General features: G+C 75.8%; 21 protein-coding genes. 7 read left to right on the plus strand and 14 right to left on the minus strand.

Going from position 1 to position 17,993, the window contains the following annotated elements:
• Positions 1 to 517: 517 nt before the first annotated feature.
• On the minus strand, positions 518 to 799 hold the full coding sequence (locus EDD39_RS21350; protein ID WP_244257250.1) for a helix-turn-helix domain-containing protein: 282 nt from the start codon (positions 797 to 799) through the stop codon (positions 518 to 520).
• 695 nt (positions 800 to 1,494) lie between these two features.
• A complete protein-coding gene (locus EDD39_RS21355; RefSeq protein ID WP_123558344.1) occupies positions 1,495 to 2,520 on the minus strand; it encodes a site-specific integrase in 1,026 nt (341 codons plus the stop codon).
• Between the two features lie 351 nt (positions 2,521 to 2,871).
• Between EDD39_RS21355 and EDD39_RS21360 the strand changes: the two genes are divergently transcribed.
• The gene (locus EDD39_RS21360; protein ID WP_244256883.1) at positions 2,872 to 4,233 is read left to right on the plus strand and encodes an SGNH/GDSL hydrolase family protein; all 1,362 of its coding nucleotides are present in this window, start codon (positions 2,872 to 2,874) and stop codon (positions 4,231 to 4,233) included.
• A gap of 72 nt (positions 4,234 to 4,305) precedes the next feature.
• Here EDD39_RS21360 and EDD39_RS21365 read toward each other — a convergent pair whose 3' ends face one another.
• Positions 4,306 to 5,409 (minus strand): calcium:cation antiporter, encoded by a 1,104-nt coding sequence (locus tag EDD39_RS21365; protein WP_123558348.1) that lies wholly within the window; start codon positions 5,407 to 5,409, stop codon positions 4,306 to 4,308.
• Positions 5,410 to 5,495: 86 nt separating this feature from the next.
• Here EDD39_RS21365 and EDD39_RS21370 point away from each other — a divergent pair, with 86 nt between their 5' ends.
• A complete protein-coding gene (locus EDD39_RS21370) occupies positions 5,496 to 6,356 on the plus strand; it encodes a polysaccharide deacetylase family protein (RefSeq protein ID WP_123558350.1) in 861 nt (286 codons plus the stop codon).
• A gap of 17 nt (positions 6,357 to 6,373) precedes the next feature.
• Here EDD39_RS21370 and EDD39_RS21375 read toward each other — a convergent pair whose 3' ends face one another.
• The 5 genes from EDD39_RS21375 to EDD39_RS21395 form a co-directional block, all read right to left on the minus strand.
• Positions 6,374 to 7,417, minus strand: a complete 1,044-nt coding sequence (locus EDD39_RS21375) for a serine hydrolase domain-containing protein (RefSeq protein ID WP_208765551.1) — start codon at positions 7,415 to 7,417, stop codon at positions 6,374 to 6,376.
• On the minus strand, positions 7,414 to 8,343 hold the full coding sequence (locus tag EDD39_RS21380) for a DUF6895 family protein (RefSeq protein WP_123558352.1): 930 nt from the start codon (positions 8,341 to 8,343) through the stop codon (positions 7,414 to 7,416). The genes EDD39_RS21375 and EDD39_RS21380 overlap by 4 nt, the downstream gene beginning before the upstream one ends.
• A complete protein-coding gene (locus EDD39_RS21385; protein ID WP_123558354.1) occupies positions 8,340 to 9,077 on the minus strand; it encodes a hypothetical protein in 738 nt (245 codons plus the stop codon). Before EDD39_RS21385 ends, EDD39_RS21380 begins: the two co-directional genes overlap by 4 nt.
• A 73-nt stretch (positions 9,078 to 9,150) precedes the next feature.
• Complete coding sequence (locus EDD39_RS21390) at positions 9,151 to 9,315, minus strand: hypothetical protein (protein ID WP_244256885.1); 165 nt, start codon at positions 9,313 to 9,315, stop codon at positions 9,151 to 9,153.
• A 145-nt stretch (positions 9,316 to 9,460) separates the two neighbouring features.
• Entirely contained in the window at positions 9,461 to 10,735 is a 1,275-nt protein-coding gene (locus EDD39_RS21395; RefSeq protein WP_123558359.1) for an MFS transporter, read from the minus strand.
• Positions 10,736 to 10,821: 86 nt separating this feature from the next.
• Between EDD39_RS21395 and EDD39_RS21400 the strand changes: the two genes are divergently transcribed.
• Positions 10,822 to 11,721, plus strand: a complete 900-nt coding sequence (locus EDD39_RS21400; protein WP_123558362.1) for a winged helix-turn-helix transcriptional regulator — start codon at positions 10,822 to 10,824, stop codon at positions 11,719 to 11,721.
• Here the strand turns inward: EDD39_RS21400 and EDD39_RS21405 are convergent.
• Entirely contained in the window at positions 11,643 to 12,284 is a 642-nt protein-coding gene (locus EDD39_RS21405) for a DUF6629 family protein (RefSeq protein ID WP_123558364.1), read from the minus strand. The genes EDD39_RS21400 and EDD39_RS21405 overlap by 79 nt on opposite strands.
• Before the next feature lie 27 nt (positions 12,285 to 12,311).
• Positions 12,312 to 12,701, minus strand: coding sequence for a VOC family protein (locus tag EDD39_RS21410; RefSeq protein WP_030463727.1), 390 nt, complete (start codon positions 12,699 to 12,701; stop codon positions 12,312 to 12,314).
• Between the two features lie 70 nt (positions 12,702 to 12,771).
• Between EDD39_RS21410 and EDD39_RS21415 the strand changes: the two genes are divergently transcribed.
• The 3 genes from EDD39_RS21415 (at position 12,772) to EDD39_RS21425 (ending at position 14,847) form a co-directional block, all read left to right on the plus strand.
• Complete coding sequence (locus EDD39_RS21415; protein ID WP_030463728.1) at positions 12,772 to 13,221, plus strand: MarR family winged helix-turn-helix transcriptional regulator; 450 nt, start codon at positions 12,772 to 12,774, stop codon at positions 13,219 to 13,221.
• A gap of 173 nt (positions 13,222 to 13,394) precedes the next feature.
• Positions 13,395 to 14,051, plus strand: coding sequence for an NADPH-dependent F420 reductase (locus tag EDD39_RS21420; RefSeq protein WP_123558366.1), 657 nt, complete (start codon positions 13,395 to 13,397; stop codon positions 14,049 to 14,051).
• 46 nt (positions 14,052 to 14,097) lie between these two features.
• Entirely contained in the window at positions 14,098 to 14,847 is a 750-nt protein-coding gene (locus tag EDD39_RS21425; RefSeq protein ID WP_123558368.1) for a PIG-L deacetylase family protein, read from the plus strand.
• A 172-nt stretch (positions 14,848 to 15,019) separates the two neighbouring features.
• On the opposite strand, the gene EDD39_RS21430 is transcribed toward EDD39_RS21425, so the two are convergent.
• From EDD39_RS21430 to EDD39_RS21440, 3 genes are all read right to left on the minus strand, one after another.
• Positions 15,020 to 15,775 carry a DedA family protein gene (locus EDD39_RS21430; RefSeq protein WP_123558371.1) on the minus strand — a complete coding sequence of 252 codons (756 nt, stop codon included), beginning with the start codon at positions 15,773 to 15,775 and terminating at the stop codon, positions 15,020 to 15,022.
• Positions 15,776 to 15,817: 42 nt separating this feature from the next.
• On the minus strand, positions 15,818 to 16,018 hold the full coding sequence (locus tag EDD39_RS21435) for a DUF1918 domain-containing protein (protein ID WP_030463733.1): 201 nt from the start codon (positions 16,016 to 16,018) through the stop codon (positions 15,818 to 15,820).
• A gap of 87 nt (positions 16,019 to 16,105) precedes the next feature.
• On the minus strand, positions 16,106 to 16,777 hold the full coding sequence (locus tag EDD39_RS21440) for a TetR/AcrR family transcriptional regulator (RefSeq protein ID WP_123558373.1): 672 nt from the start codon (positions 16,775 to 16,777) through the stop codon (positions 16,106 to 16,108).
• A 71-nt stretch (positions 16,778 to 16,848) separates the two neighbouring features.
• Here EDD39_RS21440 and EDD39_RS21445 point away from each other — a divergent pair, with 71 nt between their 5' ends.
• A complete protein-coding gene (locus EDD39_RS21445; RefSeq protein ID WP_123558375.1) occupies positions 16,849 to 17,673 on the plus strand; it encodes an adenosylcobinamide amidohydrolase in 825 nt (274 codons plus the stop codon).
• A 72-nt stretch (positions 17,674 to 17,745) separates the two neighbouring features.
• Here EDD39_RS21445 and EDD39_RS39035 read toward each other — a convergent pair whose 3' ends face one another.
• Entirely contained in the window at positions 17,746 to 17,952 is a 207-nt protein-coding gene (locus EDD39_RS39035; protein ID WP_148089490.1) for a DUF6011 domain-containing protein, read from the minus strand.
• Positions 17,953 to 17,993 lie beyond the last annotated feature (41 nt).

Genomic DNA, 17,993 nt, shown 5'->3' on the forward strand with positions numbered 1-17,993 from the left:
TTATGGTGGTGGGAGGAACCGCATCGCCCGTGGCGGGGTCCCGCGCGTGCCGGATCCCGGAGTCCTCGCGGGGGCGGGGGCGGTGGGCGGATCGAGGGCCGGAAGGGCCTGCAGGCCGAAAACATCCGTCCGCCGTGGTCGTCCTGTCGCGGCACCCGCCCAGCGGAGAGGGGCCCGCACCGCGTACACGCGGTGCGGGCCCCTCGGTCCTGCGTCACGACGTCCGCCCCCGGCCGGTGCGGGCCCGGGTCCGTCGTCGACGGCCGTCCCCTCGGCGCCTCCACTGGTGGCAACGGCCCGAAGGGCTTCGCCCGTGGCCGGCGGCCTCGAACGACCCGAGACCGCAACGGTCGGCGGCCTCATGAAGCGACCGGAACCGCGGATCGGCGACGACGTCACCGCCGACACGGCGACGGAACCGGGGCCCGCACCGGCCGGTGGTCGATCGCGACGGCCGGGCCATCGGCCTCCTCGGTCGCCAAGAGCACCTTCCCCGTGGGGCCGGGCGCCGTGGGGGTCAGGTGCCGGCCGCCGAGTCCGGTCCGCTCTGGCTGCGGCGCAGTTGCTCGTTGATGCGCAGGGCTTCTTCGAGTTGGTCCTCGAGGATGATGATGCGGCAGGCCGCTTCGATGGCGGTGCCCTGGTCGACGAGGTCGCGGGCGCGCATGGCGATGCGCAGCTGGTAGCGGGAGTAGCGGCGGTGGCCGCCTTCGGAGCGCAGGGGGGTGATGAGGCCCTGGTCGCCGAGTGTCCGTAGGAAGCCGGCGGTGGTGCCGGTCATCGCGGCGGCGCGGCCCATGGTGTAGGCGGGGTAGTCGTCGTCGTCGAACGAGCTGACGGGGTCGGGGGTGTGGGGCTTGTCGGTCGTCGTAGTCACTGCACCTCTCTTGGTTCCCGAGGAACGCGTCGAGGGGCCCCGGCGCCGTGGCGGCTCCGGGGCCCCGAAGGGGAAACAACACCATCTACCGGCTCTGGCCGGGTTCCTTGTTCCGAGCTGCCCCGGTGTGGGGGAGCTGCGGGGATCGCGTATGCGTGACCGGAAACCACCGTCCTCGTACTCAAAAGGGGGTCTGCGGTGTCCGCCCGGGTGAAGGCATCACGGGCCGGGCGATCCTGATGGCGCTCTGTCCCTCCGTTCATCCTCATTGGTGGATATGTACTGGTACTGCCAACTGCTGGTACTGCTCGCTGGCCGCCCCTGATGACTGCGGGCCGCCCGGCCCGGTCGTCGACCCCGTCGCCTTCCTGCACGAACTTCGGCTTCAGGGCCCCACGACCGTTCCGACCTGCATGTTTCTGCAACTGCTCCCGCCAGTTCATGTCTGCCGGGCCATCTCTTCACTGCGCTTACGAGAGAAAAACTAACCCTTCGCTCCGGCAATGTCTACTCCAGCGGGCATAGATTTTTCGGTGGCCGGGAGGCAGGTAGTCTGCGCCCGCGAGGGCGTGGGACGAGGCGCGCGGGATCAGCCGGGGCTGCGGCCGGCAGGCCGCTCAACTCCGTTGCCGACCGGCCCGCTTCGGGAGGTCGCCGTCGCCGTCGGAGTCTGCGTCTGCGTCGGCGTGGCGGAGGGCGGCCGCGTCCGCGGTGTCGTCCGATCGGGGCCGGACGGCGCGGCGGAGGGGTTCCATGCGGCGGGGGAGGGGGTGCCAGCCGGGTTGGCCGGCCATGTCGGTGTTGAGGTCGTGGACGGCGCGGGCGTAGGCGCGGGCGAGGCCGCGGAAGTGGAGGGGGAGGCCGGGGCGGGGGTGGCCGCTGGGGGCGATGCTGACCCAGAGGGCGTCGGTGGTCTCGTTGTCGGGGCCGGGGGGCTCGGTGGCGTCGCGGAGGGTGAGGCGTTCGCGGGCGGTGAGCCAATTGCGCAGGGCGGCGCGGGTGGTGGGGGAGAGGGGGACGGTCTCGGTGGCGGGCGGGGTGCGGGGGTCGCGGTGCTGGGGGAGGCGGGTGAGGCGGAGGGTGCCGCGGTGCAGGTCGACGTCGTCGGTGCGCAGGGCGCAGAGTTCGCCGGCGCGGCAGCCGGTGTCCAGGACGGTGGCGACGACGGCGAGGATGCGGGTGCGGGCGTCGTCCTGGCCGGGGCGGGTCGCGTTCTCCAGGTGGCCCAGCAGGATGCTGCGGGGGCGGGCGGCGACCGTCTCCCGGAGCGTGACGGCGGGCCGGTCGCGGTCGGGGAGGGTGAGGGGGATGCCCGCCCGGGTGGCGAGGATGCGCAGGCAGTTCTCCCGCACGTGCATGGACGCGGGTGAGGCGTGGTCGGGTCGGGCGGCGGGTCTGCGGCGCAGCAGGCCCTGTTCGGCGGCGGTGAGGTAGGCGTCGAGGGTGGCGGGGGCGAGGAGTGCGGCCAGGGTTCCGGCGGCGGCCGGCGGGAGCGCGCCGCGTTCCAGGGCGGTGCGCAACTCCCCGGCGACCCAGCGCAGTTGCTTCGCCCGGGAGGCGCCGGTGGGCGGTTCGCAGGCGCGGTCGGCCACGGCGTCCAGGGCATCGAGGGAGGGCGCCGCTGCCGCCGGGGTGTCCGCCATGGACGTCACCCTAGCGCCGGGAGCGGGAGGGTCTCCGGGAGCGGGTCCCGACACCTCCGTAAAGAGGTAAATATTAATAACTGGCCTGGAGCGCGGCTGTCTGTGCGGAGCCGGCGGCGTGGTGACCGCTCTCTCCGCGCTCTCCCGTCTCGGTGGTGGCCGTCCTTCGGCAGCCGGCGGCCGATCGGTTCGAAAGATTCGAGATTCTTTCCGAACTTAAAGGGTTCGATCTCGGCTGAACTCGGCTACGCTACCGCCAATCCATTTAGCAAATGACGGCCCGTCAGGCTTCGAAACTTTTCGATCGTGGGTGCCATGACCGGGCCGGACGGGATCGGGAGAGGGCCGTACGTGAAAACAACCGCACTGCGCCGATGGACGACGACCACGGCGGCCGTGGTCGCCACCGTGGCCCTCACCGTGACGGCCGCCGCGTTCGGCGGGACCCTGGCCGGCCGCGCGGGGAGCGGGTCGCATGCCGGCGCGCAACCCGCCGCCGCGGCGGATGCGGCGGGCCACGGGCACGAGCACTGGGTCGACACCTGGACCTCGATGCCGCAGCTGACGGAGCCTGGCAACATGCCGCCGGCCCCGTACACGCAGGACGGCGCGGTGTTCGCCGACACCACGCTGCGGCAGACCGTGCACGTCACGCTCGGCGGCTGCTCCCTGCGGCTGCACGTCTCCAACGCGTTCGGCGGCGCCGCGCTGCCGGTGACAGCCGTGTCCGTGGCCCGCCCGGACGGCGGCCGGTCGGGCGCGCGGGCGATCGTGCCCGGGAGCGCGCGGGCGGTGACGTTCGGCGGGCGGCCCGGGGTCACGGTGCCGGTCGGCGCGCAGATGGTCGCCGACCCGCTGGACTTCCCCGTCGCCGCGGGGGAGACCCTCACCGTCACGATGTACCTGGCCACCGGCCAGCAGTCGACGGCCGTCACCTCGCACCCCGGCTCCCGCACCACCTCGTACATGCTGCGCGGCGACCACCTCGACGACGCCGACCTGGACGGCGCCGCGCAGGTCAACCACTGGTACTTCCTGAGCGCCGTCGAGGTGCAGGCACCGGCCGCCGACCGGGCGACCGTCGTCCTGGGCGACTCCCTCGCGGACGGCCGCGGCTCCACCGACAACGGCGACGACCGCTGGCCCGACCGGCTGCGGGCCCGGCTTGCCCAGCACGCCGACACCGCGGGCACCGCGGTGCTCAACCAGGCCGCGGGCGGCAACCGGGTCCTCAACGACGGGCTGGGCCCCAACGCCCTGTCCCGCCTGGACCGCGACGTGTTCGCGCAGCCCGGCGTCACCTCGCTCGTCGTCTCCGAGGGCGTCAACGACCTCGGCACCGCCGACGCCACCCCGGCCGCCCAGCAGGCCGTCACCGCGGACCTGATCGACGCGTACCGGCAGATCGTGCTGCGCGCCCACGCGCAGGGCATCCGCGTCTATGGCGCCACCCTCACCCCCTTCGGCGGCAGCCAGTACGACGACGCCGCGGGGCTGCGCGAGGCGTCGCGGCAGGCGGTCAACGCCTGGATCCGCACCAGCGGGGAGTTCGACGCGGTGCTGGACTTCGACCGCGCCGCCCGCGACCCGCAGGCCCCCCGCCGGCTCCGCCCCGACCTGGACGTCGGCGACCACCTGCACTTCAACCCCGCCGGCTACCAGGTCCTCGCCGACTCCGTCCCGCTCCGCCTCTTCGGCCCCGGGGCCCGCTGACCGCGCCCCGCTGAGCGCGCCGCGCCCCGTCGCCGGGTGCGTCCGAGCCGGTGGCGGGGCCGGTCCTCCGGGTCAGGGGCTGACCGCGAGGACCAGGTAGGCGCCGAGGATCGCCAGGTGGACGCCGCCCTGCAGCGGGGTGGCGCGCTTGGGGATGACGGTGAGGGTGCCGACCGCGACGGTCAGCGCCAGCAGGATCATGTGGTTGGCGCCGAGGCCGAGTTCGAGCGGGCCGGAGAGCCAGCTGGAGGCGATCGCCACGGCCGGGATGGTCAGGCCGATCGAGGCCAGCGCCGAGCCGAGGGCCAGGTTGAGGCTGATCTGGACCCGGTTGCGGACCGCGGCCCGGACCGCGGCGATCGACTCGGGGAGCAGGACCAGCAGCGCGATCACCACGCCGACCACCGCGTTGGGCAGGTCGGCGGCGGCGACGCCGCGCTCGATGGTGGGGGAGACGCCCTTGGCCAGTCCGACCACCGAGACCAGGGCGACCGAGAGCAGGGCGACGCTGACCAGGGTCTCCTTCATGGTCGGCGGTTCGGAGTGGTCGTCCATCGGGTCGACCAGCTCGCCCGCCGGGGTGACCGGCAGGAAGTAGTCGCGGTGACGGACCGTCAGGGTGGAGACGAACAGGCCGTAGATGACGATCGAGGCGGTCGCGGCGAACACCAGCTGGGTGGTGGAGAACTGCGGGCCGGGCTGCGAGGTGGTGAAGGTCGGCAGCACCAGGCTGAGGGTGGCCAGAGTGGCGATCGCGCCGAACGCCGCGCCGGTGCCCTCCGCGTTGAACACCGCGACGCGGTACTTCAACGCGCCCACCAGGATGGACAGTCCGAGGATCCCGTTGCAGGTGATCATGACGGCCGCGAACACCGTGTCCCGGGCCAGACCGGCGCTCTTGTCGCCGCCGTCGGACATCAGCGTCACGATCAGCGCCACCTCGATGATGGTGACGGCCACCGCCAGCACCAGCGAGCCGTACGGCTCGCCGACCCGGTGGGCGATCAGCTCCGCGTGGTGCACGGCCGCCACCACCGACACCGCCAGGAAGCAGGCCACCAGCGCCACCACCGGCCAGGGCAGGTCGCGGTGCCAGGTCGCCAGGAGCAGCAGGAACGCCAGCACCGGGGCGACGGTCGTCCACTGCAGGTAGTGCGGTCGCGGGGAGGAAGCCATACGGCCGAGCTTCGCAGATGGCACCGGTCGCGCCGGGAAGTGACACTCGTGGCGGTGGTCACGGTGGACGGCGAGGAGCTGCGGCGATGGTCGGACGGCGGACGGTACTGGCGGCGGCGCTCGGACTGGCGGCGGCGGCCTGCGCCGCACCCGCGGCGCGGCGGGTCCCTGACGCGCCGTCAGCCCCCGGCGCGCCGTCGGCCCCGCCCGCCCCGTCGCGGTCCCCGTCGCCCGTGCGGCCGCCCGCGCAGCCCGACCGGGAGCAGGTGCTGGCCCGCTACGCCGGGCGGGTGCCGCAGCAGTGGGGGACCGACCTGCCGGGGGTGGTGGCCACCGTCCCCGGCGGGGCGCTGGCGCTGACCTTCGACGCGTGCGGCGGGCCGGGCGGGGACGGCTACGACGCGGCGCTGATCGGCACGCTGCGCCGCCTCGCGGTGCCCGCCACGCTGTTCCTGAACGCCCGCTGGGTGGACGCCAACCCGGGGCCGTTCGCCGAACTGGCCGCCGACCCGCTGTTCGAACTGGGCAACCACGGCACCGCGCACCGCCCGCTGTCGGTGACCGGCCGTTCGGCGTACGGCATCACCGGGACGGCGGACCCAGCAGCCGCGTACGAGGAGGTGGCGGGCAACCGGGCGAAGCTGACCGCCCTGCTGGGGCGGGCGCCGGGCTGGTTCCGGTCGGGGACGGCGCACTACGACGAGGTCGCGGTGGCCCTGGTGGGGGAGTCGGGCGAGCGGGTGGCCGGGTTCGCGGTGAACGGCGACGGCGGGGCGACGTTCACCCCCGGGCAGGTCGCGGCGACGGTGGCCGCCGCGCCGCCCGGCTCGATCGTGATCAGCCACTTCAACCACCCGGACGCGGGCACCGGCGCGGGCTACGCACAGGTGCTGCCGCGGTTGGTGGACGCCGGGCGGCACTTCGTCCGGCTGTCGGACCGGGCCTAGGCCCGGTCCGGCCGAGCCTAGCGCCCGGCGGCCCGGAGTACCTCGTAACCCGCTTGGACGAAGCGGCCGTTCAGGGCCGGGCCGGTGTTGGCCAGGGCCGCGACGGCGACGGCGTCCCGGGGGGAGAAGCCGGCGAAGGCGGTGAACCCGCGGGTGCCGCCGGAGTGGAAGTACAGGTCCCGGCCGTTCGAGCGGCGGTGGTTCCAGACCAGGCAGAGCTCGTCGCCGGGGGCGGAGCCGGGGGCGGTGCCCGGCAGGCGCAGCCGGGGGCGCTGGACGTCGCGCAGGGCGGCGGCGAGTCCGGTGGGGCGGGGGTCGAGGTGGGCCCGCAGGTAGTGCAGCAGGTCGGCGCCGCCGGCCCGGACCGCGCCGGCGGCCGGGAGGGCGGGGATGTGCCAGGGGGGCAGCGGGCGGCCGTGCCGGTGGCCGGTCGCGTGGGGGCCCGGGCCCGGGGCGCAGGTGGTGGAGCGCAGGCCCAGGGGGGTCAGGACCCGGTCGGCGAGCAGGTCGCCGTAGGGCAGGGCGGCGCGTTCGGCCAGGGCGCGGCCGAGCAGCCCGACCCCGTAGTTGGAGTAGCGGTAGCGGCGGCCCGGCCGGGTGCGCACGGTGGTCCTGGCCAGGGCCGCGCGCAGCCGCCGCTCGTCGAAGGCCGCGTACGGGTTGCTGTTCCAGGCGGGGAGGGCGGTGGCGAGCAGCCCGGGCGGGAGCCGGGGCAGGCCGGAGGTGTGGGTGGCCAGGTGCAGCAGGCGGATCGGTTCGGCGGAGCGGACGGCCGGGGCGGGCCAGTCGGCGGGCAGCAGGCCGTTCACCGGTTCGGCCAGGGCGAGTTCGCCGCGGGCCGCCATCGCGGCGAGCAGCAGCGCGGTGAACGTCTTGCTGAGGGAGCCGAGTTCGAAGACGGTGTCCGGGGTGCAGGCGGTGGCGGCCGGCCCCCGTCCGGTGCGTCCGAAGCAGCGCACCTCCTCCCGGCCGTCGGCCAGGACGGCGACGGTGACGGCGGTCGCGGACGACTCCCCGGCGGCCCGCACCGCGGCCGCGATCGCGCTCTCGGTCCCGTTCACCCGGCCGCCGTCGCGCGCAGGGCCCGGGCGAGGGTGACGTCGCCGGCCACCACCGCGACGACGGCGGTGTGCTGGTGGTCCAGGAACACCCGTTCGCGGTCCCCGTCGACCGGGTCGCCGTCGCGCGGCAGCAGACCGTCCTCGTGCTGGACGGCGGCCAGCGCGTCCCAGCCCTGGTGCCCGGTGGCGGGCTCGCCGACGCAGGCGTCGACCACCAGCAGTTCCGCGACCAGGTCCCACTGGCCGACCTCGGCCCACGCGTCGAGCCAGACGGGCAGCCAGTCCCGGACGTAGTCGCGCATCGGCTCGGGCAGGCCGTCGGGGCGGGCGCCCCAGTCGGTGAGGTGGAAGACGGTGTGGGTGATGTCGTATCCGGTCATCCAGTTCACGGCCCAGGGTTCGGGCCGGGCGCCGAGCCAGGTGCCGAGGGCGAGCGCCTCCCAGTCGGGCCGGTGGTCGAGGCCGACGACCCGGCGGGCGTTGGCGACGCCCAGGCGCCGGTTGGGGCGGATCTCCTCGGCGTGCGCGGCCCGCAGCCGGGAGAGCGAGTCGAGCAGGTCCTCCAGCGGCGGGTGCCGGTACCCGGCCCGGGCGAAGTGGCCGTAGGTCTCCAGCGGGTCGGTCATGGTGAAGTGGTGCAGCTGGCGCTCGTACAGCAGGTCGCCCTCGCGCAGCTGCGCCCAGCAGCCGTCGAGCAGTTCGCGGGCGGCCCGGGTGTCGGCGGGGCCGCTGACGCCGTCGCGCAGGACGAGGGAGGTGGCGAGGGCGACCTCCCCGAGCGGCTTGTAGGCGTTGTCGGCGTCGGCGAAGTCGATCAGGGTGTTGTCCGGGATCCGGCCGAGGCCGTCGCGGTGGGCGGCGTGCAGCCAGGACAGCGCGCGGGAGCCGAGCCGCTGCGCGGTGCCGAGGACGTGGGTGTCGATCATGCGGTCCGCCTTCCGGTGCCGGTGCCGGTGTCCGCGAGCAGGCGGTGGGCGACGGCGAGGCCCAGGGCGGTGCGGGCGCTGCCGTCGCCGGCCAGCCGGACCCGGTCCAGCACGGGTCCGACCTCCAGGCGCGGCGGGCGGCCCTCGGCGGCGGCCAGGGCGAGCCAGCGGGCGAGCCGGGCCGCGGTGGTCAGGTCGTGGCGCAGCAGCGAGCGGACGGTGCCGCGGGCGAGTTCGAGGGAGTGCGCGCGGGCGCTCTCGTGCACCGGCCCGTCGAGTCCGGGCAGGGCCAGCTGGGCCAGTTGGGACATCAGCACCGACCAGGTCTGCCAGCCGGTGTCCGCGGGGCCGGGCAGGTCGGGCGGGGCGGCCGGCGCCGGCGCGCTGTCCCCGTGCGGGGTGCGGGCCAGGAGGCGGGAAGCGGCCCAGTCCTGCCAGGCGATCACCAGGGCGGCCCGCTCGGTGGGAGCGGCCGGGGCGGGGAGGGTGCGGCGGGCCTCGGCCAGCAGCGCGGCGGTGGGTCCGTCGGGTGCGGCGCCGGCCAGCAGCCGGGGCGCGAAGAGGTCGGGGCCGAGGACGCGGGCCGCGGCCAGCAGCGAGCGGGGCGCGGTTTCCCCGGCGGCTTCCCCGGGGGGCGGGGCGGTGCCGTCCCGGAGGGCGTCGAGGGTGCGGCGCGCCAGGTGCTCGACGGCGGCGGCGTACTCGTCGCGCAGCGGGGTCTCGGCGAACGGCATGACGGGGCTCCTCCCGGTGCGGGGCCGGGCCGGTCCGCGCGGGCGGACCGGCCCGGCCGTCGGGCCTTCCCGGTCAGCGGGTCGGCTTGGTCTCCTTCGGGGGCTTCGGCGACAGCAGGAGCCCCAGCACCAGCAGCCCGGCTCCCACGGCCTCGGGCGAGTACGTGGGCGCGTCGGACACGGCGGCCTCGTCCTCCACCATCAGGCTCGCCAAGGCGGCGGCTTCGGTCGACGTCACGGTGCGTGACCGCGGCGCCGTTTCGGTCCGGAACTGAGTAAGCATCAGATGTGCCTCCTCGTCTGGATTTCATCGCCCGTTCGGGTGACGCCCCCCTTTCGACGGTACGAGCACGAACGGGGCTTTGCACCCGCAGCGGGAGGGCTCAGGCGACGTCGGTCAGTTCGCGGGCGCCGCGCAGCCCGGAGGAGAGCAGGACGACGGGGGAGAGCACGGTCAGCGCGCAGGCCAGGGCGAGGGCTGTGCGGGCGCCCCAGAGCGAGACGGCGCTGCCCGCGGCCAGGGCGCCGACCGGGATGGCGCCCCAGGAGACGAACCGGACGGTGGCCATCACCCGGGGCAGCAGGGCGGCCGGGACGGTGGTCTGCCGGTAGGTGCGGGTCAGGATGCTGAGCACCACCACGGAGGCGCCGAACCCGGCGTTGCCGAGCGCGAACAGCAGCAGGCCGGGGCCGCCGGGGGCGAGCGGCATCAGCGGGGCGGCCGCGACGCCGAACAGCGAGCCGTACACCAGGGTGCGGGCGGTGCCGAAGCGGGCGGCCAGCCGGGGGGTGAGCGCCGCGCCGAGCAGGCTGCCGGCGCCCTCGGCGGCCATCAGCACGCCGACCAGGCCGGCCGGGGCGTGCAGGGTGCGGACCAGGAACAGCGGGACGACGGCCATCAGCGCGCCGCAGACGAAGTTGACGCAGGTCGCCTCGGCCAGGCACGGGCCGACCACCGGGTGCCGGGTCGCGTAGCGCCAGCCCTCGCGGATCTGGGCGCCGAAGGACGGGCGTGCGGCGCTCGGTGCGGGGCGCTCGGCGGCGGCCCGGGGCAGCGTGCGCAGCAGCGCCGCCGAGCACAGGAAGCTCACCGCGTCGGTGACCAGCGCCGTTGCGGCGCCCAGCAGTTGGACCAGCAGGCCGCCGAGCGAGGGCCCGGCGAGCTGGTTCGCGGCGTGGGTGGCGGAGGTGAGGCTGTTGCGGGCGGTCAGCTGCTCGGGCGGCACCACGGCGGGCAGGAAGGTGGAGTTCCCGACGTCGAAGACCACACTGGCGAAGCTGACCAGCAGGGCCGCCGCCACCAGGTGCGGCAGGCCGAGCACGCCGAGCGCGGCGGCCAGCGGGACGGAGGCGATCGCGGCGGCGCGCAGCAGGTCCATGGCGATCTGGGTGCCGCGCAGCGGCAGGCGCTGCACCAGGACGCCGGCCGGCAGGCCGATCACCAGCCAGGCCACGTACCCGGCGGCGGTGACCAGGCCGACCTGGAAGCCGCCGGCGTGCAGCACCGAGACGGCGGTCAGCGGGAGGGCGATCGCGGTGACGGCGTCGCCGAGGCCGCTGACGGTGGTGGCCGTCCAGTAGCGCCAGAACGCGGCGGCCGCCCCGGCGGCGGGGGCCCGCAGCGGTCGGTCGGTGCTGGTGGGACTGGACGTGCTCATGTGGCGTTCCCCCTGGTGGCAGGCAGTGAGTTCCCTTTGGGAACTCACTATAGGTGGTGCGGGCGCGACAGTGGCAAGGTGGTTCCATGCGCTACACCGACGTCGGCGACACCGACTGCTCCATCGCCCAGGCGCTGTCCGTGGTCGGCGACTGGTGGACCCTGCTGCTGGTGCGCGACCTCGCGGGCGGCACCCACCAGTTCGACGCCCTGCACGAGTCGCTCGGCATCAGCCGCAAGGTGCTCACCGCCCGGCTGCGCGCCCTGGTCGAGGACGGCGTGGTCGAGAAGCGCCTCTACCACGCCCACCCGCCGCGCTACGCCTACCACTTGACCGACAAGGGCTGGGCGCTGCTGCCGGTGCTGGTCGCCCTCCAGGACTGGGGCGGCCGCCACCTGCTCGGCGACGGCACCCTCACCGCCACCGCCGGACCGGACTCCGCCGAGAGCCGCCGGGTGCACGCCCTGGTCGGCGCCCGCGTCCCCGAACTCACCCTGCCCGCCGCCTCCGAGAGCGCCCGACCGCCGCTGACCGACCCGGTCGGCCGCACCCCCTGGACGGTGCTGTACTGCTTCCCCGGCGCCTACGCCCCCGGCACCCAGGGCTACCCGCCTGGCTGGGACGACATCCCCGGCACCGTCGGCTGCACCCTGGAGTCCTGCACCTACCGCGACCGGCTGGCCGAGTTCACCGCGCGCGGCGCCACCGTGCACGGCGTCTCCACCCAGCGCCCCGACCAGCAGGCCGCGTTCGCCGCCCACCAGAACATCCCGTTCCCGCTGCTCTCCGACGCCGCCCTGCGGCTGACCGGCGCGCTGCGGCTGCCCACCTTCCGGGCCGGCGGCGCCGACCGGCTCAAACGGCTCACCCTGCTGGTCGACGCCGCCCGCACCGTGCGCGCGGTGCTCTACCCGGTGCCCGACCCGGGCGGCTCGGTGGGCGAAGTGCTGGCGCTGCTCGACGGGTTGACGGCCGCCCAGCGGTAGAGCAGCACCGAGGCGAGCGCGGCCAGCGCGCACCAGGTGGAGACGAACGCCAGGCGCCACAGCAGCGCGCAGGCCAGTGCGCCCAGCCCGGTGACCCACCCCAGCAGCCGCAGGCACCGGTCGCCCGAGCCCAGCAGCGCGCCCAGCACCGCCGCCAGGTACCCGGCCAGCAGCAGGCCGGGCGCCGGGACGCCGACCGCGTACCCCAGGGTGTGGCCGTGCGCGTGCGCCGCCACCGGGTGCCGGGCCAGGGCGAGCGCCAGCGGGACGGCGACGGCCGCGCCCAGCAGGGTGCACCACGCGGCGCCGCGGCGGCGGGTCGCGCACCACACCGCCGCCGGGACGTACAGCGGCAGCAGCGGCAGCGCGACCACCGCCCACACCGTCCGGGCCCACGCCCAGCCCGCCCACACGCCCGCCTCCACCAGCTGGTGCGCGCCCAGCAGCAGCGGCAGCGCGGCCAGCGGCAGCCGCCGGGTCGCCCCGGCGCGCACCGCCGCGGCGGCGCCGACCGTCGCCACGGCGGCCCCGGCGACCAGGTCGGCCCGCGCGCTCCAGCACATCCGGCCAGCGTACGAGCGGACGGGCCGTCAGTACGACTGGAACTCGAGCAGCCGGCCCTCCGGGTCGCGCAGGTGGGCGGTGCGCATCGTCGGGCCCCACTCCGGCCGGTCCGCGGGCGGCCGCACCGCCGTGCCCCCGGACCGCACGGCCAGCGCGTAGGCGGCGTCCACGTCCGCGACCCGGCAGACGAACGCGTCGCCCCGGGGCGCGGCCGGCTCCTCGCCCAGGGCGGCCGCCATCGCGGCCCGGTCGAACAGCACCAGCAGCGCCTGGTCGCCGACGTCCCAGTGCGCGTACGGGCCCTGCGCGGATCCCTGGACGCGGTGGGCGCCGAGCAGCGGCGGCAGCACGGCGTCGTAGAAGGCGAAGCAGGCCGGGAAGTCGGCGACCAGCAGGCGGGGGTGCAGCGCGTCCACGGGATCCCTCCGGGGTTCTCGAAAATCATGGGTGACGACCCACTATAGGGGGGAACCTATGATTGCCTCCATGGCCACCCCAGACCGGACCCCGCCCTCGCTGCTCGACCTGACCACCTACCTGCTCTCCCGCACCGGCAAGGACGCCCGCACCCGGCTCGCCGACCGCCTCGCCGCCGACGGCCTGCGCCTGTACCACCACGCCGCCCTCGCCGCCCTCGCCGACCTCGGCCCGCACACCCAGCGCGAACTCGCCACCCGCCTGCGCCTGGACCCCAGCGACCTCGCCAAGGCCGCCGACCTGCTCGCCGCCCGCGGCTGGATCGACCGCACCCGCGACCCCGCCGACCGCCGCCGCCTCACCCTCACCCTCACCGCCGCCGGCCGCACCCGCCTCGCCGCGCTGCACGCCGAGGCCCGCACCGTCCAGGACGCCGTCCTCGCCCCCCTCGACCCCGCCGAACGCGCCACCCTGCACGCCCTGCTGCTGCGCCTGCACACCGCCGCCGCCCCGGAGTAGCGTGGAAGGACGGCCCCCGGCGCGGCCCCCCGGCGCGGCCCGCCCCGCGCGGCACGGCAGCGGCGGCCCGCGGAACTGATCACCCGTCAAGGCCGCCTCTTGTAGGGTGCGTTCGGGTCGGCCGGACACCCGGCGGCCCATCGGCGACCCGACACGGGGGACGGAGCACACGGATGCGGATCGGAATCATCGGCACCGGAACGGTCGGGCGGACCCTGGGCGGGAAACTCGTCGCCCTCGGCCACGAGGTCACCCTCGGCTCGCGCAGCAAGGGCAACGCGGCCGCCGAGGACTGGGCGGCCCGCACCGGCCCGCTCGCCCACCCGGGGACGTTCGCCGAGGCCGCCGCCTTCGGCGACCTCGTCATCAACGCCACCGGCGGCACCGTCGCCCTCGCCGCGGTCGAACTCGCCGGCCCGGAGAACCTGGCCGGCAAGACCCTGCTGGACGTCTCCAACCCGCTGGTGTTCGCCCCGGACGGCGGGGTCACCCTCGACCCGGTCAACGACGACAGCATCGGCGAACGCCTCCAGCGCGCCCTGCCCGACACCAAGGTCGTCAAGGCGCTCAACACCGTCAACTGCGAGGTCATGGTCGACCCCGGCCGCGTCCCCGGCGAGCACCAGCTGTTCGTCGCGGGCGAGGACGCCGGCGCCAAGGCCCAGGTCACCGCGCTGCTCGGCGAGTTCGGCTGGCCCGCCGACGCCGTCCTCGACCTCGGCGGGATCGACGCCGCCCGCGGCCTGGAGATGCTGATGCCGTTCTGGCTGCGCCTGATGCGCCACTACGGCCACGCCGACTTCAACTACGCCATCCGCACCGCGCGCTGAACCCCGCGCACCGCCCCGGGGCGGGGCCCGAACGAAAGGCAGCACCATGAGCGACACCACCCACCAGGCCCCGCCCCCCTACCAGCCGCTCGACGAGGACTGGGACACCGCCCTCGCCGTCGTCGCCCACCCCGACGACATGGAGTACGGCGCCGCGGCCGCCGTCGCCCGCTGGACCGGGCAGGGCAAGCGGATCAGCTACCTGATGGTCACCAGCGGCGAAGCCGGCATCGACGGCATGGACCCCGAGCAGTGCCGCCCCGTCCGGGAGCGCGAACAGGTCGAATCGGCCCGGCTCGTCGGCGTCGAGACCGTCGAGTTCCTCGGCTACCCCGACGGCGTCCTCGAGTACGGGCTGCCGCTGCGCCGCGACCTGGCCCGGGCGATCCGCCGCCACCGCCCGGACGTCGTGATCACCACCAACTTCCGCGACACCTACGGCGGCGTCTTCCCCAACCAGGCCGACCACATCGCCGTCGGCCGGGCCGCCCTCGACGCGGTGCGCGACGCGGGCAACCGCTGGGTCTTCCGCGAACTCACCGCCGAGGGCCACCAGCCCTGGAACGGCGTCCGCCAGCTCTGGGCGGCCGGCTCCCCCGACGGGCGGCACGCCGCCGACACCACCGACACCTTCGCCGCCGGCGTCGCCTCGCTGGAGGCCCACCGCGCCTACCTGGACGGCCTCGGCGGCGACATGGCCAACGCCGCCGAGTTCCTCGAGGGCATGAGCCGCGAGGCCGGCTCCCGGCTCGGCACCCGGTTCGCCGCCGCCTTCGAGGTGATCGCCTTCCGCTGACCCGCCCCGGCGGCCCCGCTCCGGCGGCCCCGCCCCCGGACGGCCTTGATTTCGAGCGGACTCGATCTCCTGCGGTGACCGGGTTCCGTCGCGCAGGAGGGGCACGAGGGGCACGGGCGTCGAGCTCAAGGAGTACCCGCCGCAGGAAGCGGCCGCGCAGCCCGCCCGATCCTCAGGGGCGGCCGCGGCCCTGGTCGTTGCCATTGTTGTCGCTGTCGCTGTCGCTGTCGCTGTCGCTGTCGCTGTCGTTGTCGGCGGGGGCGCCGCCGCCGTTCTGGTGCGGGATCCGGCCGGCGGCGGCGTCCCGGGGCGGGCGGTGGCGGCGGCGCAGCCAGGTGCGGACGAGGAGGAGCAGGGCCAGGGCCGCCAGGACGGCGAACAGCAGGACCTGGTAGCGGACGGCCTGGCGGTAGAGGGTGTCGATGTTGCTGCCCGCGAAGTAGCCGACCGCCGTCCAGACGCCCGCCCACAGCGCCGCGCCGAGCACGTTGGCGGGCATGAAGCGGCGCCAGGGCATCTCGGTGGTGCCCGCGATCAGGCCGTTGGTCTGGCGCAGGCCGTCGACGAAGCGGGCCCCGGTGACCACCAGGGCGCCGCGGCGGCGGAAGAAGGACTCGGCGCGCTCCATCCGCTCCGGGGTGAGCCGGACGTACCGCCCCCAGCGGTGCACGACGGCCAGGCCGCCGGTGCGGCCCAGCACGTACGCGAGGGTGTCGCCCGCGACCGCCGCCAGGACGGCGACCAGCAGCAGCACGGGCAGGGACAGCTGCCCCGCGCCCGCGTACACCGCGGCCAGCACCAGGATGGTCTGGCCCGGCACCGGGACCACGCAGTTGTCGAGGAACACCAGCACCCCGACCGCGAGGTAGCCGTAGTGGTCGAGCAGCGGGGCGAGGTGGGCCAGTGGGCCGGGCAGGGGCGGCGACAAGGTCGGGATCTCCTCCCACCGGGCCCGGCGGGGGCCCTGGGGTCAGCGCTGCTCCTCGCCGGAACGGTGCTCGACGAGGCAGTCGGGGCCGGGGTAGACGAGGCCGGCGTGGCCGTCCTCGAAGCGGACCAGGTACGGCGGTTCGCCGTCGGTGCCGCGCACCTCGACGATCTCACCCTTGCGGTCGGTCATGCCGACCGACCTGCTGAACATGTGGACGTGGTCTCCCACGGTGGCTTGCATCGGACACTCCCGCCGGCGGGTCGGACAGGGACTTTCGGCTCCCTTCCACTGTGCGGCGGGCACCCGGACGGCGCAATGGCGGGGTGCTCAGCAGGCCGGCGGGGTCTCGGCGAGGTAGCTGCACACCAGCCGCTTGCACTCGGCGATCAGCGCCGGGTCGCCCGCCGGGTCGGCCCGGAACGCCAGCTTCAGCACCGCGTCCGCGCACTCCATCGCCACCCGCAGGGCCAGCGCGTACCCGGGCGCCGCGAACAGCTCGCCGCCGATCGTGCGCAGCCGGACCGCGACCGCCGCGTTGTTGTCCAGCTCGGCGTCCAGCAGGTGCAGGTCGTCGACCTCGGCGGGAACGGTGTCGACCAGGCCGAAGTCCAGGTGGCCGAAGCCCGGCACGTCGCGCTTCATCGCCACGAACTCGTCCACCGCGTGGTCGGTGAAGGACGCCAGGTCGGGCGGTCCGGCGGCCGCCACCCGGCGGGCCAGGCCGTCCAGGAAGCGGGCCAGGTTGCGTTCGGCGAGGGCCGCCAGCAGGCCCTCCTTGCCGGCGAAGAACTGGTACAGGGTGCCGATCGGCACCTCCGCGCGCAGCGCCACCTCCTTGGTGGTCAGCCCCGTCGACCCGCTCTCGTCCAGCAGCCCCGCGCAGGCGTCCAGCAGCCGCTCGTACCGCTCCTGGCTGCGCTGCTGCACCGGCCGGCGGCGGGCCCCGGCCGCCGGGGCGCGGGGGGCACGGGCGGCGGACGCGGAGGGCTGCGGGGTCATGGCGCCACTCTGCCGCATCCGGTCGGGGCGGGGCGAATTCCGACCGTTCCGGTGTGGTTGGGTGTCGGATCATGAACGAGGAGCGGGCGGTGGAACGGGTGGCGGCGCGGGCGGTGACGGTCCGGCGGGCCGGGCGGATCGAGGACGGGGCGTGCCGGCACCTGCTGGTGTGGCGGGCCGGACCGGGCTGGCGGATGGCCGGCTCCGGCGTCCTCGGCGGCGGGCTGGGCGAGCGGCACTGGGTCCTCAACGCGCAGGTCCGGGCCGGGTACGGGCGGTTGGACCCGGCCGAGCACCTGGCCGAACTCGCCGCCGCGCAGGGCCTGTCCGGGCCCGGGACGGGCCTGATGACGGCCGCCGAGGTCGACGCCTGCACCTGGGCCGAGGACGGCGGCGCCACCGCGCTGGCCACCACCGGCATCGGCGTCCCCACCTGGGCCGCCGCCCCCGAGGCCGCTGAGGCGGTCGGGGTCGCTGAGGCGGTCGGGGCTGCCAGGGCCACTGGGGCCGTCGGGGCCGCGTACGTGCCCGGCACCATCAACATCCTGGCCGTCGTCCCCGCGCCGGTCTCCGACGCCGGGCTGCTCAACCTGCTCACCACCGCCACCGAGGCCAAGGTCCAGGCCCTGCTGGAGGCCGGCTACGACTGCTCCGGCACCCCCTCCGACGCGGTCTGCGTCGCCGTCCGCACCGCCGGGCCGGGCGAGCCGGCCGAACCCTTCGGCGGCCCCCGCTCGTTGTGGGGCGCCAGGCTGGCCCGCGCCGTCCACCGCGCCGTGCTGGCCGGGGCCCGCGCCGACCGGGAGCGCCGCGCGGAGTGGGACGGCCCGCCGACCCACCCGGCCACGCTGCCGGGCTGTAGCTGCGAGGACGTCCTGGCGGGGGCCACGGGCTGACGGCGGGTGCTGACGGCGGGTGTCGGCGGTGGGCGCTGACGGCGGGTGCTGACGGCGGGTGCTGGCGGGCGGTCAGATGCCCGGGAGCTGTTCCTGGTCGATGACGTAGACCAGGGTGCGCTCGGGGGCGTCGGCGCAGTGCCGGCCGAGCTTCTCCCAGCGGGACTCGGGGCTGCGCAGCGGGCGGTGGCAGCGGCGGCAGCGGACCACGGGGGCCGGGCGGCGTTCGACGGCCATGCCGGGGAGCGGGGGTTCGGTGCTGCCGCGCTGATCTTTCACCGGACCAGTTCACCACCGGGCGGCGGCGGACGCGAGAGGGG

Source organism: Kitasatospora cineracea, assembly GCF_003751605.1.
In the GTDB taxonomy this organism is placed as follows: domain Bacteria; phylum Actinomycetota; class Actinomycetes; order Streptomycetales; family Streptomycetaceae; genus Kitasatospora; species Kitasatospora cineracea.